The following is a 17,286-nucleotide window of genomic DNA, read 5'->3' as shown; positions in this document are numbered from 1 at the left end:
GCCCCGGACGGGGGCGTTCCGGGCTGCTAGCACCACTCGTGAGCTGTGTGATGATAGACAGCCGAGGCTGTGGATATCCCACGTATGCGGACACTCCGCGCCTGTGTGCTTTTGGGGAAGGGTTCTAAGTTATGGCGCTCCGTGACTTCATTCGGATGCTGCGTAGGGGCGCGGTGCTCATCATCTTGACGCTCCTGGTCGGGGTGGGCGCCGCGGCGGCCTTCTCCCTCCTCCAGACGCCCGAGTACGAGGCGTCCACCAAGATGTACGTCGCGCAGAGCAGCTCCTCCAACGTGCAGGACCTGCAGCAGGGCAACAACTTCATCACGCAGGCGGTGAAGAGCTACGCGGACGTCGTCACGACCCGTGCCGTGCTCCAGCCCGTCATCGACCAGTACGGGCTCGACGTCACGTCGCGCGAGCTGGCCGAGTCGGTCCGCGCCTCCGCGCCGCTCGACACCACGATCATCGACATCACGGTCAAGGACCAGTCCCGCCAGGACGCCGCGACGCTCGCGGACGCCATCGGCGAGAGCCTCAAGACGGTCGTCGGCACGCTCGTCCCCGAGACCATCGAGGGCACGCCGCAGGTGCAGATCACGCAGCTCGAGCAGGCGGAGATCCCCGAGTCGCCGTCGTCGCCGAACCTGCCCGTCAACATCATCGTGGGCGCGCTCATCGGCCTCCTCATCGGCGTGGGCGTCAGCCTCCTCCGCGAGACGCTCGACAACCGCATCCGCGGGGAGCGCGACGTCGAGCTGGTCACGACCAAGCCGATCCTCGGCGGCATCGCGTACGACCCGAAGGCGACCGAGCGTCCCCTCATCGTGCAGGACGACCCGCGGAGCCCCCGCGCCGAGTCCTTCCGCAGCCTCCGCACGAACCTCCAGTTCCTGGAGTTCGGCGGCCGGTCGCGCAGCTTCGTCATCACCTCGTCCATCCAGGGCGAGGGCAAGTCGACCACCAGCTCGAACCTCGCGCTGGCGCTGGCCGACTCGGGCATCAAGGTCGTCCTCATCGACGCCGACCTCCGCCGCCCGCGCCTCGCGTCCTACATGGGCCTCGAGGGCGCCGTGGGCCTCACCGACATCCTCATCGGCCGCGCCGAGATCGAGGACGTCATCCAGCCCTGGGGCTCGGGCATGCTCTCGATCCTCCCCGCCGGCCAGATCCCGCCGAACCCCTCCGAGCTCCTCGGCTCGCAGGGCATGGCCCGCCTGCTGCAGGACCTCGAGGCGCGCTACGACGTGGTGCTCATCGACGCCCCGCCGCTGCTGCCCGTCACCGACGCGGCGATCCTGTCCAAGAACGCCGGCGGCGCCATCGTCGTCGTCGCGGCGGGCCGCACGCACCGCACGCAGCTGAAGAGCGCCATCGCCAACCTCACCAACGTGGGCGCGGACGTGCTCGGCCTCGTGATCACCATGCTCCCCACCAAGGGCCCGGACGCGTACGGCTACGGCCACTACGGATACGGGTACGGCTACACGGAGGACGAGGACGGCCAGAAGACCAAGGCGCCCATCGAGAAGATCAAGGCGTAGCTCCCCTCCATGTCGGAACTCCCCCCCACGAGCCGCAGGGCCGCACGCGCGGCCCTCGGCGACGCATCCTCCGAGGGCGTCGACGACGGCTCGTTCCGCGTCCTGTTCGTCTGCTCGGGCAACATCTGCCGCTCGGCCCTGGCCGAGCAGGTCCTCCGGGCCCGGGTGCGGGCCATCTTCGGCGGCCACGCCGCGGAGGCCGACTCGGTCGTGCGCTTCTCCAGCGCCGGCACGATCGCGGCCGAGGGACAGCGCATGCCGGAGCAGGCGGCCGAGCTGTCCGTCCGCTACGGCGGGGACCCGAGCGATCACCAGGCGCGCTTCCTGACGCCCGGCATCATCCAGGGTGTCGACCTGGTGCTCACCATGGCGCGCGAGCACCGCAGCGCCGTCGTGCGCGCGGTGCCCCGCGCCAACCGCTTCACGTTCACGATCCGCGAGTTCGCGGCGCTGTTCGAGCACCTCGTCGAGGTGACCGGGGACGAGAAGCACATCGCGTGCGACGGCGACGTGCCGGAGCAGCTGCGCGCGCTGATCCCGCTCATCGCGGCCCAGCGCGGCGTCACGCTGCCGCCCGCGCAGGAGGACGACTACGACGTGGTCGACCCGTACCGCCGGTCGCAGGCCACCTACGACGCCTCCGGCGAGCAGGCCGGGGGCGCCATCGAGTCGATCCTCGAGTCGGTGCGGGCCGTGACCCGCACTGATGCACCACGACTCCGAGGCTGACCCGACCAGCCCACCACCGCCCACGCGAGCGCACGCCGCTCCATCAGACATCACCGGCTCCCGATCGGAGCCGCCTGCCCCGGGGGACCAGTGGACACGCAACAGACACGACGCACGGACGAGGCCCAGGAGGGCTCGCGCTGGCGGGTCGTCTACGCCCGGCGCCTGGCGCTGAGCGACGCGATCGTCATCATCCTCACGACCTTCGGCGTGCAGTTCCTGTGGTTCGGCACGACGGCCGGCACGGTCGACCTCGGCGGCAACGCGCAGGGCGTGGCCGTGACGTACACGATGGTCTCGATCGTGCTGATCCTCGCCTGGCTGTTCGTGCTCACGGTCTACAGCACGCGCGACTACCGCATCGTCGGCACCGGCACGCAGGAGTACAAGCAGGTCGCGGACGCGACGCTGCGGCTCTTCGGGATCATCGCCATCGTCGCGTTCCTCGTGAAGATCGACCTGGCGCGCGGCTACATCGTCACCGGCCTGCCGCTCGGCCTCGTCCTCCTGCTGCTCTCGCGCACGCTCTGGCGCGTGTGGCTGTCGGCCCAGCGCCGCCGCGGCGAGTTCTCCTCGCTGATCCTCCTGGTCGGGTCCCTCGAGAGCACGACCCACACCGCCACGACCCTCGCCCGCGCCCCCAAGGCCGGCTACCGCGTGGTGGGCGCGTGCCTCACGGGCGACGCCCGGCCCTCCCGCCTCCCCGGGCTCGACGTGCCCGTGGTCGGGAACGCCGACGACGCGCTCGCGCAGCTGGACCGCCTGGGCGCCGACACCCTGGTGCTCACCTCGAGCGACGAGCTGCCGCCCGAGCGGATCCGCGAGCTGAGCTGGTCGCTCGAGCCCGGCCGCCACCACCTCGTCATGGCGCCCGGCCTCACCGACATCGGCGGCCCGCGCATCCACACGCGCCCGGTCGCCGGCCTCCCGCTCATCCACGTGGAGACGCCGCGCTTCGAGGGCCGGAAGCTGCTCTCCAAGCGCCTGTTCGACATCGTCGTGTCCGGCATCACGCTCATCGTGCTGAGCCCCGTCTTCCTCCTCCTCGCGATCCTCATCAAGGCCACGAGCAAGGGCGACGTCTTCTACAAGCAGGAGCGCATCGGCCTGAACGGCGAGCCGTTCCACATGCTCAAGTTCCGCTCCATGCGCATGAACGCCGACGCCGAGCTGTTCGCGCTGCTGGAGCAGCAGGGCACGGCCGACACCCCGCTGTTCAAGGTGACGGACGACCCGCGCATCACGAAGGTCGGCGGCGTCCTCCGCCGCTACTCGCTCGACGAGCTGCCGCAGTTCCTCAACGTGCTCCTCGGATCCATGAGCCTCATCGGCCCGCGCCCGCAGCGCGAGGGCGAGGTCGCGCTCTACGACAGCGCCGCGCGCCGCCGCCTGCTCATCAAGCCCGGCATGTCGGGCCTCTGGCAGGTCTCCGGCCGGTCGTCGCTCTCGTGGGAGGACGCCATCCGGCTCGACCTCTACTACGTCGAGAACTGGTCGCTCACGGGCGACATCATCATCCTGGCGCGCACGTTCAAGGCCGTCTTCGGCGCGGACGGGGCCGTCTGATGGGCGGGCTGCTGGTCCAGGAGTGGATCGAGAGGTCGGGCGGATCCGAGAAGGTGTTCGACGCGTTCGCGCACGCCTTCCCCGACGCCGACCTCTTCACGCTCTGGAACGACGACCCGGGCCGCTTCGGCGACCGCCCGGTGCGCGAGAGCTGGATCGCCCGCACGCCGCTGCGGAAGCGCAAGCCGCTGGCCCTGCCGTTCATGCCGCTCACCTGGAGCTCGCTCGACCTCGACGCGTACGAGTGGACCCTCTCGAGCTCGCACCTGTTCGCGCACCACCTCGGCCACGGGGACCGCGCGACCCGGCAGCACGTCTACGTGCACAGCCCCGCGCGCTACCTCTGGACCCCCGACCTCGACCAGCGCGGCGCCAACCCGCTCGTGAAGGCCGCCGCTCCCCCGCTCCGCGCGCTCGACCGACGCCGCGCCCAGGCGTCGCACGCCGACTTCGCCGCGAACAGCGCGTTCGTGCAGGCGCGCATCCGCACGGCGTGGGACGTCGACTCCCGCGTGATCCACCCGCCCGTCGACGCCACCGCGATCCGCGCCACCGCGTCGTGGGAGGGCGAGCTCACCGGACCGGACGCCGCGGTCGCCGCGTCGCTGCCGGAGTCGTTCCTCCTGGGTGCCAGCCGCTTCGTGCCGTACAAGCGGCTCGACCTCGTGATCCGCGCGGGCGAGGCAGCCGGCGTGCCGGTCGTGCTCGCCGGATCCGGTCCGCTCGCCGAGGAGCTGCGGGCGCAGGCCGATGCCGCGCGCGTGCCCGTCACGATCGTCCCGCGGCCCTCGGACGCCCTGCTCTACACGCTCTACCAGCGCGCGCTCGCCTACGTGTTCCCCGCGGTCGAGGACTTCGGGATCATGCCCGTCGAGGCGATGGCCGCCGGCGCCCGCGTGCTCGTCACCGACGTGGGCGGCGCGACGGAGAGCGTCGTCGACGGCGTCACGGGCGTGCACGTGCACGACTGGGAGGGCACCGCCGACCTCGCCGACGCCGTCGCGCGCGCCGCGGCCCTGGATCCGGCCGCGAGCGTCCGCCGCTCCGCTGACTTCGACGCGGCCGCCTTCGAGCGCCGCATCGCCTCCTGGGTCCGGCATGACGGCGCCCGCCTCGACGGGGCGGTCGCGTGATGCGCCGGCTCGTCGTCAACGAGGCCTACGCGGGGCAGCGGGTGACCGGACAGCAGCGGTACGCGACGGAGATCGCCCGCGCGCTCGAGGGCAAGCAGGGCGTCACGCGCGCCACTCCGTCCGGCGGCATCGCGTCGTCCGGCGCGCGCAGCTGGCTCTGGGTGCAGACGACCCTGCCGTGGATCACGCGCCAGGACGTGCTGCTGTCGCTCACGAGCCGCGCGCCGCTCGTGCACCGCCGGCACATCGTGGTCGTGCACGACCTCTTCGTGCTCACGAACCCCGAGTGGTACAGCCGCGAGTACGTCGTGACCCACGTGCCGCTGCTCCGCGCGAACCTGCGCGACGCGCGCGTGATCGTCACCGTGAGCGAGCCCGTCGCCGAGCAGGTGCGCGAACTCGGGCTGTCCAGCGCGCCCGTCGTGGTCGCGCCCAACGCGCCGAGCCCCGTCTTCGGCGAGCCGCGCGGCGCCGAGGAGCGCGCCCGCGTGCTCGAGCGGTTCGGCGTGACCGACGGCGGGTACCTGCTCGCGGTCGGCAGCATGGATCCGCGCAAGAACCTCAAGCGCCTCACCGAGGCGTACCTCGAGCTGCCCGCGGAGACCCGCGCTGCAGCTCCCCTCGTGCTCGTGGGCGCGAAGAGCGCCGTGTTCGGCGACGTCGACATGGCCGAGTCGGACGACATCAAGCTGGCCGGCTACGTGACCGACGACGAGCTCGCCGTGCTGTACGCGGCGTCGCGGGGCGTGGTCTTCCCGAGCCTCGCGGAGGGCTTCGGCCTGCCGCTCGTCGAGGCGATGGTCGCGGGCGCGCGCCTCGCCGTCTCCGACATCGACGTCTTCCACTGGATCTGCGGGGACGACGCCACGTACTTCTCGCCCGCCGACACCTCCGCCATCACCCAGGCGCTCGCCCGGCTCGCGGCGGCCGACCCGCTCGAGGAGGAGGAGGCCGCCCGGATCCGACGCGCCGTCACCTGCCGCTTCGACTGGCGCACCTCCGCCCAGACCGTCCACGACGCCTACCAGAGCATCGGGACGCGATGACCGGGCGGATCGGGCTGCTGCTCCCCACGGGGGCCGCAGGGCTCACGCGCGTGCTCCAGCTGGTGCTGCTCGTGGTCCTCACGCGCCTGTCCGAGGGGTCGGCCCAGAGCGCGCTCGTGACCGGGTTCGCGCTGCTCAGCTCCTTCGCGATCATCACCGACTCGGGGGCCGCGAACTTCCTGCTCTCGCTGCCGCGCACGCGCCTCACCCGGAGCGTGCACGCGCGGGCGGTCGGCTTCCACGCCGGCCTCGGCTCGGTCGGCGCCGTCGTCGCGGTGCTCATCACCGTCGCGGCCGCCTCCTCGATCCCGGGCGAGGCCGTGCTGCTGCTCGTCGCGCTCGGCGTCAGCCAGGTGCTCGACTCCCTCACCCGCACGATCCGCGCGCCCCTGCTCGTGGGCCGCCGCGACGCCTCCTACGCCTTCCCCGACCTGGCGCTCGTGGTGCTGAAGGCCGTGCCGCTCGTCATCGCGTCCCTCGTGCCGGAGCTGCTCGTGCTGCTCGCGTTCCCGCTCGTGTCGCTCGTCGTCACCGCGGGGACGTGGATCGCCGTCCGCCGCGGCCTGCCGACGACGGGCGACGAGCCGGTGCGCGTCTTCCCGCAGATCCTCGAGTTCGGCCTCTCCGGATCCCTCAGCGCGCTCTACTCGCAGGCGCCGCTCGTGCTCGGCACGGCGATCCTCGGGGCCGACGCCGTCGTGCCGCTCGCGCTCGCCTACCGCATCGTGCAGCCGCTCGAGGTCCTCCCGGCCACGCTCTCGCAGCAGCTCATCCCGCGGATCCGCGCCGCCGCCCGCCCCGCGCGCGCGTACTGGTGGCGGTTCGCGCTCGGCGGCCTCGTGCTGGCCGGGATCCTCGCGCTCCTCCGCGGCCCCGTCGAGCAGCTCCTCGGCGGCGACGCGTTCGACCAGACGATCTTCCTGGTGATCCTCCTCTCGGTCGCCCCGAAGTTCGGCAACTACGCGCTCATGGCGTACGCGATGGGCTCCGGCCTCGTGCGCGTGCGACTCACCGCGACCATCGTCACGGGCGTCGTCGCCGTGGCCCTCACGCTCGTCGCCGCGCTCACGGCCGGACCCGCGCTGCTCGCCGGCGTCACGCTCGCCGCCGAGCTCGTCCTGAGCGCCGCCATCGCCGCGCTCCTCATCCGCCACCGCTCCGTCAGGAAGGAGGACGCATGAGGACCCTCATCGTCTCCGCCGACCGCACCCTCGCGTCCGGCCACCCGCAGAACCTCGGGGACGCCTTCCTCACCGACGCGCTGTCCGAGCGCCTCCGCCGGGCCGGCCACGAGACCGTGATCGCCGACTTCGGGCAGGCCGCGCGCGTCGACTCCACCGAGGAGCGCGCCCGCGTCGGCGGCGTGCGCGGACTGGCCGACCTCGTGCGCCAGGTCGACGCGGTCGTCGTCGGCGGCGGCACGCTCCTCGCCGACGACCAGCCTGCCCGCCCCTTCGCGGGCCTCCCGCGGCTCATGGCCGTCACCGGGCTCATCGCGCGCACCAGCCGCACGCCGCTCGTCGTGTTCGGCGTGGGCGCGGATCCCGTCACCCGCCGCCGCGCGCGCCTCGCCCTCCGCGCGGGCCTCGACGGCGCCCGCATCTGGACCCGCGACCCCGACTCCGCCGGCCGCGCCGCCGGGTACTCGAAGCTCCCGGTCGAGGTCGCCGCCGACGTCAGCCTCTTCGCCGCCCCCGAGCTCGCGGAGATGGCCGCCCCCGCCGACGGGCGTCGCGGAGCCGTCGTCGCGCTGAACGCCACGCACTCCCCCGAGGTCACCCTCGCGCACGTGCAGGCCCTCGAGGAGCGCTTCGGCGAGGTCGTCTTCGTGTCGATGGACCAGGGCGACGACTCCGACGCCGGCGCGCTGCAACCCGAGGTGCGCGCCCGGCTCACGACCGAGCCCGGCGACCACGGCTGGGGCCGCGCGGCCGCGATCATGGCCGACCGCGAGGTCGTCATCGCCTCTCGCATGCACGCCATGTACCTCGGTACGATGCTGACGACGCCCGTGGTCGCCGTCGGCGGCGCCACCAAGGTCGGGGCGTTCACGACCGAGTTCGGCACGCGCACGGAGCCCGCATTCGACCGGGCGGTTCGCACCGCCATCGGAGGGTCGGCGGACGCCGGCGCCTCATCCACCACCGCGGCGGCGCTCGTCGCCGCCACCGCCCGCCTGGACGCGGCTTTCGAGGAGATGACTTCATGGGTCCGACGTACCGCCTAGCGACCCCGGCGGTCTTCGCGGCCGCCGTGGTCCTCACCGTCCTCGCCGCGCTCGGCGGCGTGGCCCTGCTCGGCAACGAGCTCTCCTACCCGTTCATGATCGCGGTGCTCGCGATCCTGCTCGTCGGCGTGCTCGTGAAGGAGACGGTCTCCAACGGGGACCCGATCACCCCGGGCGGCATCGTCGCCTTCACGGGCCTGCTGCTGTTCGTGCTGCGCCCGCTCACGGTCGCCAACAGCATGGAGACGAGCCCCGGCGCCATCGCCGACACCCGCTTCTTCTCCCCCACGCTGCAGCTCGCCGCGAGCTCGGCCCTCATCGAGGCGCTGATCTTCTTCTCGGCGTTCTTCGTCATCTACTACTACTCGGTGGCCCGGGAGGCCCGGCGCATCGCCCGCGGCGGCGAGGACGCCACGGCCCTGGAGGAGAACGCCCTCGCGGGCGGCCCCGCCTTCGTCGACCCCGACACGCAGGTCCGCTGGCAGCGCGTGTTCAACACGTCGGTGTCGCAGGCGCTCGTGGTCATCTCCTCCGTCGTGGCGCTCGGCCTCCTCGTGTACCTGGTCTTCTCCTCCGGCGGCATCCAGGCGTACACGACGGGCCTCGCCAACCGGAGCGACTTCCTCTCCGGCAAGTCGTTCATCGGCCTCTCCTACATCCCCGTGCAGATCGCGATCGTCTACAACGTGCTCGCGCGCCGCCAGAAGGGCCTCGAGGGCTGGAACTGGGTGAACCTGGTCGCCGTCCTCGTGCTCGTGGTCTGCGCCGGGTCCGCGGGCGGCCGCGGCCCGCTCATCATCGGCGTGTTCCTGCCGTTCCTGATCCTCAAGCAGATCGGCCCGAAGCCGTTCCGCTTCCGCACCATCGCCCTCATCGGCGGCGTCACGGCCGTGGTCGCGATGGTCTACTCGATCGTCATCCGCGAGTCCACCTTCGACAACGGCCGCTCGCTCGACCGCCTCACGCAGGACCCGATCGGCGTGCTCCTCGACCGCCTCACCAGCGGCATCGAGACCCGCCCGTTCGACGTGCTCATCCGCCTCAACGAGGTCGCGTCGCTGCCCGACTTCGTCTACCAGTGGGGGGCGACCTACGCGGCCGTCCCCGCCTGGTTCGTCCCCCGCGGGCTCTGGGAGGACAAGCCGTTCGGCGGCGGCAACACGTGGTTCACGTCCACCTACGTGCCGCGGTTCTACGGCGTCAACCGCGTCGAGACGAGCCTCTCGGCGATCGGCGAGGCGTTCTCGAACTTCGGCATCCCGGGCGTCGTCGCCGTCGGCGCGCTCCTCGGGCTCGTGGCCGGCCTCTTCATCCGCGCCCGCATGCGCCGCCGCGGTCTGCTCGGCGCCGCCATCGCGGTCGTCGTCACGCCGTACCTCTTCTCCCTCATCCGCGGCGACGCGTACCAGGGCATGTCGACGAGCATCGCGTCGCTCGTGATCCTCCTGCTGTTCTTCTGGATCTCCTCCACCCGCAAGCAGGTCACCGGCCCGGTCAGCGCGCCCGTGCCCCTGCCCGACGAGACCGCGCCCGCGGCCGTCCGCGAGCAGGCGCTCATCGGCGCAGGTGCCGCGGGGCTCGGCGCCGTCGGCGGATCCGCGTCCGCCGACGACCGCCCCGCCATCGGCAACGGCCGCGCCTTCCCGGCCGGCCGCCCGGCCGTGACAGGGACGACCGACCGGTGAGCGGCATCGACGACATCCTGCCCCCGGCCGACGACGAGGACGGCTCCGACGGCTCCACCGGCCGCCGCAGCCGCCGCGCCGACCGCGACGCCGCCCGCACCCGACGCCCCATCTGGAAGCGCAAGCGCCTCTGGATCCCCGTCGGCGTCGTCGGCGTCGCGGTGATCGGCACCGCGGTCTCCGCCGCGCTGATCCTCCCCCGCGTCGACACCGTCCAGAGCGAGCTGCGCGAGGCGCTCCCGCTGTCCGACCAGGTGCAGACGGCGCTCCTCGCGGGCGACATCGACACCGCGAAGTCCGGCGCCGCCGAGCTCCGCGACCACACCGCGACGGCCGCGGAGGCCGCCGACGACGGCGTGCTCGGCGCCTACGAGTGGATCCCGTTCGTCGGCCCGAACATCCACGCCGCCCGCGTGCTGGCCGCCACGAGCGACCGGCTCGCGACCGACGTCGTCACGCCCGCCACCGAGGTCTCGCTCTCCGCGTTCACGCCCGTGCTCGGCCGCATCGACCTCGACGGGATCCGCTCGCTCGGCCAGACCGTCGACACCGCGTCCGACGGCCTCGCCGGCGCCCGCGCCCAGCTCGACACCATCGACCGCGACAGCCTCTGGGCGCAGGTCGCGGACGACGTCGACCTCATGGACGACACGCTCACGAGCACCGAGGCGACGGCCGGCACCTTCCGCGAGGTCACGGGGATCCTGCCCGACCTGCTCGGGGCCGACGGCGCCCGCAACTACCTGCTGATGTTCCAGAACAACGCGGAGGTGCGCTCCACCGGCGGCAACCCGGCCGCGCTCGTGCTGCTGACGGTCGAGGACGGCAGCGTGCGGATCGCGAAGCAGGCGTCGAGCAACGACTTCCCGCGGAACGTGCGCCAGGGCGACATCCCGGACGAGACCGTGCGCCTCATCGAGCCGCGCTCGGACCGGTTCGAGCAGAACATCACGATGTTCCCCGACTTCCCCACCTCCGGCGCGCTCGCCAAGTCGTACTGGGAGGCCAACATCGGCGACCGGGTCGACGGCGTGCTGTCGTTCGACCCCATCGCGCTCAGCTACCTGCTGGAGGCGACCGGGCCGATCACGCTCGCCACGGGCGACGAGCTGAACGCGGAGAACGCGGTGCCCACGCTCCTCGGCGCGGTCTACAGCCAGTACCCCGACTACCTCGCGCAGGACCGCTACTTCGCGAGCGCGGCCAGCACGATCTTCGCGAAGCTCGTCACCGACACCCCGCCCGTCGTCCCGCTGGTCACCGCGATCGACCGGGCCATCGACGAGCGCCGCCTCCTGCTGTGGAGCACGGTGCCGGAGGAGCAGACGCTCATCGAGGGCGGGCCGCTGAGCGGCGCGCTGCCGGACGACAACACCGAGCAGACCGCGATCGGCCTGTACTTCAACGACATCGGCTCCGGATCCAAGATGAGCTACTACCTGCGCTCAGGATCCCGCGTCCAGGCGGAGACCTGCGGCGACACCACCACGTACACGGTGTCCGTCGACATGACGAGCATCGCCCCGGCGGACGCCGCGACGAGCCTGCCGCGGTACGTCACCGGCCTCGACGGCAAGGCCAAGGGCCGCCAGTTCGACGACCTCCTCGTCTACGGCCCCGTCGGGTCGACGGTCACGGGCTGGAAGACGGAGGCCGACCTCACCACCGAGGAGGCGCGCGGCACCGACATGGGGCGCGGCATGATCCGCATCCGCACCGAGCTCGCGCCGCAGGACACGAAGACCGTCGACGTCACGTTCACGATGCCGGCGTCCGACTCCCCCGGCCCGCTCGAGGTGCGGCACACGCCGCTCGTGCGCCCGCTCGAGTCCGAGATCACGCAGGTCCCCTGCTCCACGGGCGGATGATCCGCCGAGGGCCGCCCGCCGCCCGACGACGTCGCGTCCCCGCCCCGGATGGGGGCTTCGCGGCCGTCATGCGCTCCCCATAGGCTCGATGAGTCGCCGCGGGACGCCCCCGCCCCCGCACGCCGCCCCCGCGGATCCTCCAGGCCGAGAGCACACGTTGACACCCAGCACCACCACCACCATCCCGCCCCGTCGGGCGCACCGCGTCCGTCGCTGGATCGTGCGTTCGCTCCTGGCGGTCCTCGTGCTCCTGCTCGCGTGGCTCCTGGCCGGCATCCCGCTCTTCGTGTTCCCGCCGGCGAGCCAGCCCGACAAGGCGGACGTCATCTACGTCATCGGCCCGCCCAACCCCACCCGCCGCGACCTCGCGGCGAAGCTGGTGGAGGAGGGCTACTCCGACACGGTCGTCTTCTCGGTGCCGCCGACGGGCCCGCAGTCGGCCGCGGAGCTGGCCGCCTGCAACGGGGAGTTCCCCTACGCCGTCACGTGCGACACCCCGTCGCCGTTCACGACGCAGGGCGAGGCGCGCTACCTGCGCGAGAAGTCCGAGGAGAACGGCTGGACGAGCGCCATCGTCATCACCTGGACCCCGCACGTCACCCGCACGCAGCTGATCTTCTCGCGCTGCTTCACGGGCGACCTCATGGTGGTCGAGGACCCGGTGGACTTCAGCCTCCGCCAGTGGGTGTCGCAGTACACGTACCAGACCGGCGCCTTCGTCAAGGCGCTCGTCACGCCCGGCTGCTGACGCCCGCTCCCCAGCCGATCGTCGCTCAGCGGCCAGGCGGTCAGCCGCACGGGGTTGAATGGTCGTCATGACCCCCGCGATCGGCCCGACGACCGGCGACGACATCCACCTGATCTCGCTCAACGTGCGCATGCCCTGGCACGGCACCCGCGAGGGCGAGGCCGACCACTGGCCCGAGCGCCAGGAGGTGCTCACGCGCTTCCTGCAGCAGGAGCGGCCCACGGTGCTCGGCGTGCAGGAGGCGCTGTGGCCGCAGATCCAGGTGATCGAGAAGGCGCTCCCGCCCTCGTACCGCATGGTCGGGCAGGGCCGCGACGGCGGCAGCCACGGCGAGCACGGCGCGATCTTCTACCAGGCCTCGCGCCTCACGCTCCTCGAGCACGACGTGATGTGGCTCTCCGACACGCCCGACGTGATCGGCAGCATGACGTGGGGCAACCCCATGCCGCGGATCCTCACCTGGGCCCGCTTCCAGGACGAGGCCACCGGCCACCCGCTCGTCGTGCTCGACACGCACCTCGACCACGACGTCGCCGAGGCCCGCGACCGCGCCGCGGAGGCCATCGCCGAGCTCGTGCGCACGCGCTTCGCCGGGATGCCGCTCGTGCTCATGGGCGACTTCAACGCGCCCGTCGACTCGTTCCCCTACGACGCGCTCACCCGCCGCGCCGGTCTCCGCGACTCCTGGCTCGACACCGCCCGCCAGGCGACCCCCGCCTTCGGCACGTTCCCCGACTACCGGCCGCCCGTGGTCGACGGACCGCGCATCGACTGGATCCTCGTGGGCGACCGCGTGGACGTCCGCGCCGCCGCGATCAACGACTTCGCCTGGCGCGGCCGCATGATGAGCGACCACCTGCCGGTGCAGGCGCTCGTGCGCGTGAGCTGACGCCGTCCGTCACGCGTCCGGCGCGGCCTCCCCGGCCTCGTAGCCTGGGGGGATGACCACCGCACCGAAGGTATTCGCCATCCACGAGAACCCCGAGTGGTTCGGGCCGTTCGCCGCCGCGCTCGACGCACGCGGCGTGCCGTACGAGGAGTGGCTCCTCACCGACGGCGTGCTCGAGATCGACGAGGCGCCGCCCGAGGGGATCTTCTGGTCGAGGATCAGCGCCTCGGCCCACACGCGCGACCACGCGCTCTCCAAGGACTACACGCGCGCCCTCATGTCGTGGCTGGAGGCGCACGGCCGCCGCACGGTCAACGGCCGCCGCACGATCGAGCTCGAGGTGAGCAAGGTCGACCAGCTCACGGCGTTGCGCGCCGCCGGGATCGAGGTGCCCCGTACACGCGCCGTGATCGGCAGCCACCGCATCGTCGAGGCGGCGCGGGGACTCCCGACGCCGTTCATCACCAAGCACAACCAGGGCGGCAAGGGCCTCGGGGTCCGCAAGTTCGACAGCGTCGAGGAGCTGGCCGCCTACGTGGAGGGCACGGACTTCGAGGAGCCGCAGGACGGGATCACGCTGCTGCAGGAGTTCCTCGAGGCCGCGACGCCGCGGGTCACACGGGTGGAGATCGTGGGCGGGAAGTTCGTCTACGCGATCCAGGCCGACACCGCGCGCGGCGGCTACCAGCTGTGCCCGGCGGACGCCTGCGCGATCGACCCGACCACCGGCGCGCTCGTGATGCCGCCCGGCGCGACCATCGCGCAGCAGCCGGGCGACACGATCTTCTCGCTGCGGGAGGACATCACCGCGGAGCACCCGCTCGTGGAGCGCTACGTCGCGTTCCTCGCCGGGCTCGGGATCGAGGTGGCCGGCATCGAGTTCATCGAGACCGCGGACGGCCGCCTCGTGACCTACGACGTGAACACGAACACCAACTACAACGCGGGCGTCGAGGCGGTCGCCTCCGCCTCGGGCCCGGGCGCGGTGGCGGAGCTCCTGGAGCGCGTGCTGCGGGAGGAGTACCCGGAGGCCTGAGGCCTCGGGGCCGTACCCGCGGATCCCCTGCCCGCGCTTGACGCGGTAACGCGGCCCCGGGATGCTGAACACGTCGTCGGGATGCCCCCGAAGTGGGGCGCCTAGGAATGCACGCAGCAGCCGCGATCAGGGCCCGACGACAGTCCACCGGATGCGGATGCCGCCTGCCTGGCCCCTCGCGTACGGGTGAGCGAGGTGGAGGAGAGGCCCTATGACGAACTACCGCATCGATCCCCCCGGTGTGAGCGAGGTGCTCACGGCGGTGCAGCGCGCGGCCGACGACCTCTCATCCGTGATGCGCGGGGTGTCGGGTGCGCCGGATGACGTGTCGACCGGTTCGGGGTCGTGCACGGCGGTGCCGAACGCGTTGGCGGAGTTCATGGACGCGCAGACGGAAGCGGTCACGGATGTGTCGAACCGCATCTCGGCGTGCCTGTTCGGAGCGGCGACGGCCACGGCGGAGTACGTGCAGGCGGATGACGTGATGGCATCCGACGTGCGCGAGGCGCAGTCGGAGGCCGAGAGCGCGGCATCGTCGGGTGACTTCAGCTGGTTCACCACGCGTGCGAGTGGCCGCTGATGCAGCCGCAGGTGGCGCAGGGCGGCGGTCTGTGCCGGGCGGATGGGCTGGTCGATCCCTCCGGCATCCCCGGGGTGACCATGGATGATCCGGACCGCGGCGTGGACGCTGGCGGCCGGCGGGGAGGGGATCGCGCAGCACGGTGACACGGCGTCGTCGAAGTGGCAGACGCTCTCGGCCGTGTAGCAGGCGCCGGAGTCGGATGCGCTGTTGGCGGTGATGACGCCGGTGGCGCAGAAGACCACGGAGGTCGGCCACGGTTTCACGACCGTCGCGACCGCGCTGAATGCGTTCGCCACGGCGGTCGATCCGCTCGTGGCGGAGTTGAAGCGGCTCCAGACGGAGGCGATCGCCTTCGTCGCGGAGGCGGTCCAGGGGTACGACCTGCCGGCGGTGGGCCCGCAGCCGGTGCAGCACCTCACCGACTACGGGATGGACTCCGGGCCGCCGGAGGAGATGTACTCGAGTCCCGCCCAGCACGTCGACTGGACCGAGTACCCGCCGTACGCGATGCACAACGAGAAGCTCATCACGGCGATCGCGGCGCAGGCGACGGCATTGGATCAGGCGCAGGCCGACTGCGTGAACGCGATCCGGGCAGCGGCGCATCCGTCGGCGCCCACGGAGCAGGTGCGAGGTGAGGACTTCACGGCGGAGGCTGCCGCGGGAGATCAACTGCCGTTCGGCATGAGAGCCCGCGGCCGGGACGAGGGCCAGTGCTCCCACAACTTCCTGTGGGGAGGCCTCGACGCCACGGTAGCCAACATCAAGGGCCTGTCGTCATTGGCCAACTTCGACCTGGACACGGGGCAGTTCTACGACTGGGCGCACTGGGGCGGCACCCTGGCCGGGACGGCCGAGGCGCTCGGCGTGCTCGCGGTTCCGACGCCGCTGGCATGGATCTACGCGAATGATCCCGGCGGCATGGTGCCCAAGGAGGTCCGGGACTCCTCGCAGTCCGTCCTGGACAAGCAGCAGCAGACGGTCGACGGCTTCCTGGGCAGTGCGGAGCAGTGGAAGACGGACCCCGCCGGAGCATGGGGAGCCCTGGCTGCGAACGTGGCGCCGATGCTCATCCCGGTGGGCGGTGAGGCCGCGGCGGGCGCGAAGGACGCCGCCACGGGCGCCAGGGTCGCAGCGCTCGGCACCCGCCTCGGCGAGGCGGCGGACGCGGCGTCCGTCGCGGGCAGGGTGGCGGGTGCGGGCGCACGGGCATCGGTCGCGGTCGGCTCCGGCATGGTCCGGGTCGGCGACCTCCTCACGACGGCCGTGACGAAGGTCGATGCGGTCAACCGCGCCGCGACCGGTGTCGCCGTCCAGGCCCTGCGCGCGGCCATCGACCGCATTCCCACGGTCCGCGTCGTGGTCGAGCACGCTGTCACGCCGGAGGGCGTCCGCATCCCGGTGCACGCGCACGTGGAGGTCGGCAGCCGAAACCACACCCACGCGATGACCGAGGCCGCCGACCGAGGTGCGGCGCACGGCGGACGCGACGCCCTTGCATCCGATCGACACGCTGGCGCGTCGGATGCATCACACGAAGGCCAACTGCAGGGGAAGCCCCATACGGGCCATTCGGACGCCGACTTCACGCCGTCGGATCGGCTCGCAGACAGTGGACGTCACGCAGACGGCGGCACGCTGGAGCACCCGAAGCCTGCGCCCGCCGAAGCAGGCGCGAAGACGCTTGCGCACCCCCGCCCCCTCGATCCGAGTGAGTACGCGAAGGACGACTACTGGCGCTCGCTCAGCCCGGAGGAGATCAAGGAGCTACCTGTCGTCCGCGATGGAAGCCACTTCCGGGCAGACAGGACCCTTCAGCCGAGCACCTGGTACCAGACGGGCGAGCACGAGTACCTGTATCGGACCAACGAACATGGACACATCGACCGTGTCATCATCCAAGATCTCCAGCCCAAGGTGCATGAGGGCCGTCTGCCCCATCAGCGGAACCCGCAGGGCAAGCTCTCCGGAGACGACGCGGGCCATCTCGCCGCCGACTCGGCTGGAGGCTCACCCAAGCTGGACAACATCATCGCCATGTCCTCGAAGAACAACAGGATAGAATTCAGGGCTCTCGAAAGAGAGCTCCTTGGTCACAAGATCGAGCATCCCGACGAGCGGGTCTCCATGGACATCCGCATCGATCCCGACCCGATGACGGGCAGGGCATCAGGTTTCGAAGTCGAGGCCACCTTAGACGGCCAGACGTTTATCAGGCCTTTTTACCAATAG

14 protein-coding genes are annotated in these 17,286 nt (G+C 71.9%); all 14 read left to right on the top strand.

All coding sequences use genetic code 11. The features are described from left to right. Positions 1-131: 131 nt before the first annotated feature. The 14 genes from ITJ40_RS03385 to ITJ40_RS17385 all read left to right on the top strand — a co-directional run bounded on the left by ITJ40_RS03385 (position 132) and on the right by ITJ40_RS17385 (position 17,286). Positions 132-1,544, top strand: coding sequence for a polysaccharide biosynthesis tyrosine autokinase (locus ITJ40_RS03385; RefSeq protein ID WP_194665738.1), 1,413 nt, complete (start codon positions 132-134; stop codon positions 1,542-1,544). A gap of 9 nt (positions 1,545-1,553) precedes the next feature. Further along, on the top strand, positions 1,554-2,273 hold the full coding sequence (locus ITJ40_RS03380; RefSeq protein WP_194665737.1) for a low molecular weight phosphatase family protein: 720 nt from the start codon (positions 1,554-1,556) through the stop codon (positions 2,271-2,273). A gap of 90 nt (positions 2,274-2,363) precedes the next feature. Continuing rightward, positions 2,364-3,839 (top strand): sugar transferase, encoded by a 1,476-nt coding sequence (locus tag ITJ40_RS03375; RefSeq protein ID WP_194665736.1) that lies wholly within the window; start codon positions 2,364-2,366, stop codon positions 3,837-3,839. Further along, a complete protein-coding gene (locus tag ITJ40_RS03370) occupies positions 3,839-4,972 on the top strand; it encodes a glycosyltransferase (RefSeq protein WP_194665735.1) in 1,134 nt (377 codons plus the stop codon). Before ITJ40_RS03375 ends, ITJ40_RS03370 begins: the two co-directional genes overlap by 1 nt. Beyond that, positions 4,972-6,018 carry a glycosyltransferase family 1 protein gene (locus ITJ40_RS03365; protein WP_228512056.1) on the top strand — a complete coding sequence of 349 codons (1,047 nt, stop codon included), beginning with the start codon at positions 4,972-4,974 and terminating at the stop codon, positions 6,016-6,018. The genes ITJ40_RS03370 and ITJ40_RS03365 overlap by 1 nt, the downstream gene beginning before the upstream one ends. Next, on the top strand, positions 6,015-7,199 hold the full coding sequence (locus tag ITJ40_RS03360; RefSeq protein ID WP_194665733.1) for a polysaccharide transporter: 1,185 nt from the start codon (positions 6,015-6,017) through the stop codon (positions 7,197-7,199). The genes ITJ40_RS03365 and ITJ40_RS03360 overlap by 4 nt, the downstream gene beginning before the upstream one ends. Continuing rightward, positions 7,196-8,245, top strand: a complete 1,050-nt coding sequence (locus tag ITJ40_RS03355; RefSeq protein ID WP_194665732.1) for a polysaccharide pyruvyl transferase family protein — start codon at positions 7,196-7,198, stop codon at positions 8,243-8,245. Before ITJ40_RS03360 ends, ITJ40_RS03355 begins: the two co-directional genes overlap by 4 nt. Then, positions 8,224-9,930, top strand: a complete 1,707-nt coding sequence (locus tag ITJ40_RS03350; protein WP_194665731.1) for an O-antigen polymerase — start codon at positions 8,224-8,226, stop codon at positions 9,928-9,930. Before ITJ40_RS03355 ends, ITJ40_RS03350 begins: the two co-directional genes overlap by 22 nt. Further along, positions 9,927-11,798 (top strand): DUF4012 domain-containing protein, encoded by a 1,872-nt coding sequence (locus ITJ40_RS03345; RefSeq protein WP_194665730.1) that lies wholly within the window; start codon positions 9,927-9,929, stop codon positions 11,796-11,798. The genes ITJ40_RS03350 and ITJ40_RS03345 overlap by 4 nt, the downstream gene beginning before the upstream one ends. Positions 11,799-11,955: 157 nt before the next feature. Beyond that, positions 11,956-12,546, top strand: a complete 591-nt coding sequence (locus ITJ40_RS03340; RefSeq protein ID WP_194665729.1) for a YdcF family protein — start codon at positions 11,956-11,958, stop codon at positions 12,544-12,546. Positions 12,547-12,613: 67 nt separating this feature from the next. Next, entirely contained in the window at positions 12,614-13,435 is an 822-nt protein-coding gene (locus ITJ40_RS03335) for an endonuclease/exonuclease/phosphatase family protein (protein WP_228511768.1), read from the top strand. A 52-nt stretch (positions 13,436-13,487) separates the two neighbouring features. Then, positions 13,488-14,471 (top strand): RimK family alpha-L-glutamate ligase, encoded by a 984-nt coding sequence (locus ITJ40_RS03330; protein ID WP_194665727.1) that lies wholly within the window; start codon positions 13,488-13,490, stop codon positions 14,469-14,471. Positions 14,472-14,682: 211 nt separating this feature from the next. Continuing rightward, complete coding sequence (locus ITJ40_RS03325) at positions 14,683-15,051, top strand: DUF6507 family protein (RefSeq protein WP_194665726.1); 369 nt, start codon at positions 14,683-14,685, stop codon at positions 15,049-15,051. A 228-nt stretch (positions 15,052-15,279) separates the two neighbouring features. Beyond that, a complete protein-coding gene (locus ITJ40_RS17385; protein ID WP_194665725.1) occupies positions 15,280-17,286 on the top strand; it encodes a DNA/RNA non-specific endonuclease in 2,007 nt (668 codons plus the stop codon).

The organism is Clavibacter sp. VKM Ac-2872 (genome assembly GCF_015351105.1).
GTDB lineage: Bacteria > Actinomycetota > Actinomycetes > Actinomycetales > Microbacteriaceae > Clavibacter.
This window is presented reverse-complemented; position numbering and strand designations above follow the sequence as displayed.